The sequence below is a fragment of the Actinophytocola sp. genome, from assembly GCF_035942955.1.
In the GTDB taxonomy this organism is placed as follows: Bacteria; Actinomycetota; Actinomycetes; order Mycobacteriales; family Pseudonocardiaceae; genus DASYTH01.
Genome location: NZ_DASZCQ010000092.1, coordinates 1 through 4,122 on the forward strand (window position 1 = coordinate 1; position 4,122 = coordinate 4,122).

Sequence of the window (4,122 nt, forward strand, 5' to 3'; positions counted from 1 at the left end):
GCGACCTGGGCGATCGGCTTGTTCGTCTCGCGGACGATCCGGACCGCTCCCTCACGGAACTCCCGGTCGAACCGCCGTCGCTTCTCCGGCATGGCGCATCATCCTCATAGTCCATGCCTCCACGGTCTGGGGGGAACCTCAGGTGTCCAGGGACCGTGGCTGCCCGCGATAGGCGAGACAGGACCGCGAGGGGCGGGTGGGTGGCCCCTCGACGTGGGCAGCGGGATTGGGTTAGGGGTTTTGAGGGTGGTGAGGAAGGCGGCTAGGTGGGGGCGGGGGAAGGTCAGGGTGGGGGGGGATTCTTCGAGTCGCGGACCGCTGCGGAGGTGGGGGGCCAGGCCAGTTCGACGCAGTTGGTGTGGTCACTGCGGGAACCCTTCCTCCAGTGGAGGGGGTGCTCATCGTGTTCCTCTCGCGGTGCGCCCAGCTCGGTTGCCAGGCTGGCAAGCCAGGCGCGGGAGTGTTCCTCGTCGAGAGCAACCTTAGCGAGGTGGGTCACGATGTGGCGGTAAGCGTTGGTGGTTTCCGGGCGTTCCAAGAACAGCACTGACGTCTGGTCCTCGATGAACACAACCGGATGGAACTCGGTGAACTGCATGAGCTGGAACGGCATGCGACCGGCATGGAAGCCCACTGCGTCGGGGACGATCCGGATCTGCACGGAAGACCGTACCGACATCCTGAGCAGGTGATGTACCTGCTCGGACATGATGTCCCGGCCAGGACCGGTGCGGGCCAGCGCGCACTCGTCAATCCAGAATCGGAACCTGGCCGGGTGCTCGCGTTCGAAGATGTGCTTACGGCGTAGCCGGGCCTCGACGCGCTTGGGGATCTCCTCCGGGGGATGGTGGGAATCCGATTCAGTAGCGCGCGGGTGTAGGGCGCCGTCTGGAGAAGGCCGGGAATCACGGCGTTCTCGAAGCTGGTGATCGCGATGGCCGCGTCTTCAAAATCGCTGAGCAGGCACAGCTCGGGTGGGAGGCGGTCGGCGAACTCTTGCCACCAGCCGGGTTCGTGGGCGCGTTCGGCTAGGTTGAGCAACTCGGCGTTTTGGGGCCCTTGATGCCGCAGAGGGCGCACAGCGCGGCGACGTCCGGGATGGTGGCGCCGCGGTTGGCGTTGAAGATGCGGCTGATCTTGCTGTCGGACCAGCCGAGGCCGCGGGCGAGCTCCCGACCGGCGATGCCCTTGGCCTTGGCGGCTCGAGCAAGGGCGAGGCCCAGCTCCCGGGAGCGGACCGTGGTCCGTAACGCTGCATGCGGCCACGGTAGAACGCCAGGATGCGGGTCCGGGGTAGCGAAACCGGAGGTTCACCCGGATGAATTTCCTTGCCAGAGCGGCAAAGTCAGTCTTCGGGGTCGGGTTCGCGGGGTGGTTTGTACGGGTCGGGGTCGCCGGCGGGTTTGGCGCCGTTGGCCAGGCGGGCGACTTCGGCATCCGCCTCTTTGGCGCGGGCCAGCAGGTCGTCGATGTGGCGGGCGTCCTCGGGGACGGTGTCGGCCACGAAGGCGAGGGTGGGGGTGAAGCGGACGCCGGTGCGCTGGCCGACCATGGTGCGCAGCACACCCTTGGCGGAATCCAACGCGGCGGCGGCGCCGGCCTTGTCCGGCGCGGAGTCGAGGCTGTCACCCAGCACGGTGTAGTACACCGTGGCATCACGCAGATCGGCGGTGACCTTGGCGTCGGTGATGGTGACCCGGGCCAGGCGGGGGTCCTTGACCTCGTGCTCCAAGGCCGAGGCGACGATCTGCGCGATGCGCTTGGCCAGCCTGCGGGCGCGGGGTGCGTCGGGCACGGCGCCACTCTCCTATCGATCTCAATCATCGGGGCCCAGCAGCCGGCGCCGGGCGGACAACAAGTCCAGCTCCGGGCGGCCGGCGACCAGGCGTTCGCACGCGTCCAACAGGTCACGCACGTGTTTGGCGTCCGGGGCGACCGCGGCCACCCCGATCAACGCTCGCCGGTGCAGGTCGAGGTGACCGGCCTCGGCCGCGCTCACCTCGAACCTGCGGCGCAGCTCCGCGATCACCGGACGGACCGCGGAGCGCTTCTCCTTCAACGAGCGGACGTCACCGAGCAGCACGTCCAACTCGAGGGCACCGACATACAACGGGCATCAGGTCCTGGGCTTCTCACGCAGCTCGTAGGTCTCGATCACGTCATCGACCTTGATGTCGCTGTACGAACCCAACGTCAGACCACACTCGAAACCCTCGCGGACCTCCGTGGCGTCGTCCTTGAACCGGCGCAGCGAGCTGACCGGCAGGTTCTCCTGCACCACGGCGCCATCCCGGATCAACCGCGCCTTGGCGTTGCGGCGGATCTCCCCGGATGTCACCAGGCAGCCGGCGATCGTGCCCACCTTGGAGGACTTGAACACCTCGCGGACCTCCGCCCGACCGAGCTGCACCTCCTCGTAGATCGGCTTGAGCATGCCCTTGAGCGCCTGCTCGATCTCGTCGATCGCCTGGTAGATCACCGAGTAGTAGCGCACATCGATGCCCTCGCGGTTGGCCAGCTCGGTGGCCTTGCCCTCCGCGCGAACGTTGAAGCCGATCACGATGACGTTGTCCGCGATCGCCAGGTTGATGTCGCTTTCGGTGATGCTGCCGACACCGCGGTGCGTGACCCGCAGCTCCACCTCGTCGCCCACGTCGATCTTCGTCAGCGCGTCCTCGAGCGCCTCGACGGTACCCGAGTTGTCGCCCTTGATGATCAGGTTGAGCTGGCTGGTCTCCTTGAGCGCCGCGTCCAGGTTCTCCAGGCTGACCCGGGCCCGCCGCTGCGCGTTGAGCGCGTTGCGGTTGCGGGCCGAGCGCCGCTCGGCGATCTGCCGCGCCACCCGGTCCTCGTCGACCACCAGGAACGTGTCGCCGGCGCCCGGCACCGAGGTGAACCCGATGACCTGGACCGGCCGGGACGGGTATGCCTCGGTGACGTCCTCGTTGTACTCGTCGACCATCCGCCGCACCCGGCCGTAGGCGTCGCCGGCCACGATCGAGTCGCCGACGCGCAGCGTGCCGCGCTGCACCAGCACGGTCGCCACCGGACCACGGCCGCGGTCCAGGTGCGCCTCGATGGCCACGCCCTGTGCCTCCATGTCCGGGTTGGCCCGCAGGTCCAGCGCCGCGTCCGCGGTCAGCAGGATCGCCTCGAGCAACGCGTCGATGTTGGTGCCCTGCTTGGCCGAGATGTCGACGAACATGGTGTCGCCGCCGTACTCCTCGGCGACCAGCCCGTACTCGGTGAGCTGCTGGCGGATCTTGGCGGGGTTCGCGCCCTCCTTGTCGATCTTGTTGACCGCGACCACGATCGGCACGTTGGCCGCCTGGGCGTGGTTGATCGCCTCCACGGTCTGCGGCATCACACCGTCGTCGGCGGCGACCACGATCACCGCGATGTCGGTGGCCTGCGCGCCGCGGGCACGCATGGCGGTGAACGCCTCGTGGCCCGGGGTGTCGATGAAGGTGATCAGCCGCTCGTTTCCCTCGAGCTCGGTGGTCACCTGGTAGGCGCCGATGTGCTGGGTGATGCCGCCGGCCTCGCCCTCGTGGACGTTGGCCTTGCGGATCGTGTCCAGCAGCCGGGTCTTACCGTGGTCGACGTGGCCCATGACGGTCACCACCGGCGGCCGGGCCTGCAGGTCGGACTCCTCGCCGGCGTCCTCGCCGTAGGTGATGTCGAAGGACCCGAGCAGCTCGCGGTCCTCCTCCTCCGGGCTGACCACCTGGACGGTGTAGTTCATCTCGGAGCCGAGCAGCTCGAGCACCTCGTCGGAGACCGACTGGGTGGCCGTGACCATCTCGCCGAGGTGGAACAGCACCTGCACCAGCGAGGCCGGGTTGGCGTTGATCTTGTCGGCGAAGTCGGTCAGCGAGGCGCCGCGCGGCAGCCGGATGGTCTCGCCGTTGCCCTTCGGCAGGCGCACGCCACCCACGGTGGGCGCCTGCATGTTCTCCATGTACTCCTGGCGCTTCTGCCGCTTGGACTTGCGGCCCCGCCGGGACGGACCCCCGGGACGGCCGAACGCGCCCGCGGCGCCGCCACGGCCGCCGCCGCCACCGGGACGGCCACCGCCGCCACCGGGACGGAAGCCGCCGCCACCGCCGGCCGGTGCGCCAC

The 4,122-nt window shown here is 68.8% G+C and carries 5 protein-coding genes and 1 pseudogene; all 6 read right to left on the reverse strand.

Annotated features, from left to right (window positions below):
* Positions 1–283: 283 nt before the first annotated feature.
* A complete protein-coding gene (locus tag VGX25_RS09580) occupies positions 284–499 on the reverse strand; it encodes a DUF397 domain-containing protein (protein ID WP_414635746.1) in 216 nt (71 codons plus the stop codon).
* Positions 500–502: 3 nt separating this feature from the next.
* Positions 503–1,080 (reverse strand): annotated as a pseudogene (locus VGX25_RS35630) (DUF5753 domain-containing protein); the annotation flags it as partial.
* Positions 1,029–1,223 carry a helix-turn-helix domain-containing protein gene (locus tag VGX25_RS35635; RefSeq protein ID WP_414635747.1) on the reverse strand — a complete coding sequence of 65 codons (195 nt, stop codon included), beginning with the start codon at positions 1,221–1,223 and terminating at the stop codon, positions 1,029–1,031. The pseudogene VGX25_RS35630 and the gene VGX25_RS35635, both read right to left, overlap by 52 nt.
* 122 nt (positions 1,224–1,345) lie before the next feature.
* Complete coding sequence (rbfA, locus tag VGX25_RS09590) at positions 1,346–1,795, reverse strand: 30S ribosome-binding factor RbfA (RefSeq protein ID WP_326917280.1); 450 nt, start codon at positions 1,793–1,795, stop codon at positions 1,346–1,348.
* A gap of 21 nt (positions 1,796–1,816) precedes the next feature.
* Positions 1,817–2,110: a DUF503 domain-containing protein gene (locus VGX25_RS09595; protein WP_326917281.1), complete on the reverse strand. Its 294-nt coding sequence runs from the start codon at positions 2,108–2,110 to the stop codon at positions 1,817–1,819.
* A 6-nt stretch (positions 2,111–2,116) separates the two neighbouring features.
* Positions 2,117–4,122: translation initiation factor IF-2 (gene infB, locus VGX25_RS09600; RefSeq protein ID WP_326917282.1), on the reverse strand; the 2,006-nt coding region annotated here is incomplete at its 5' end.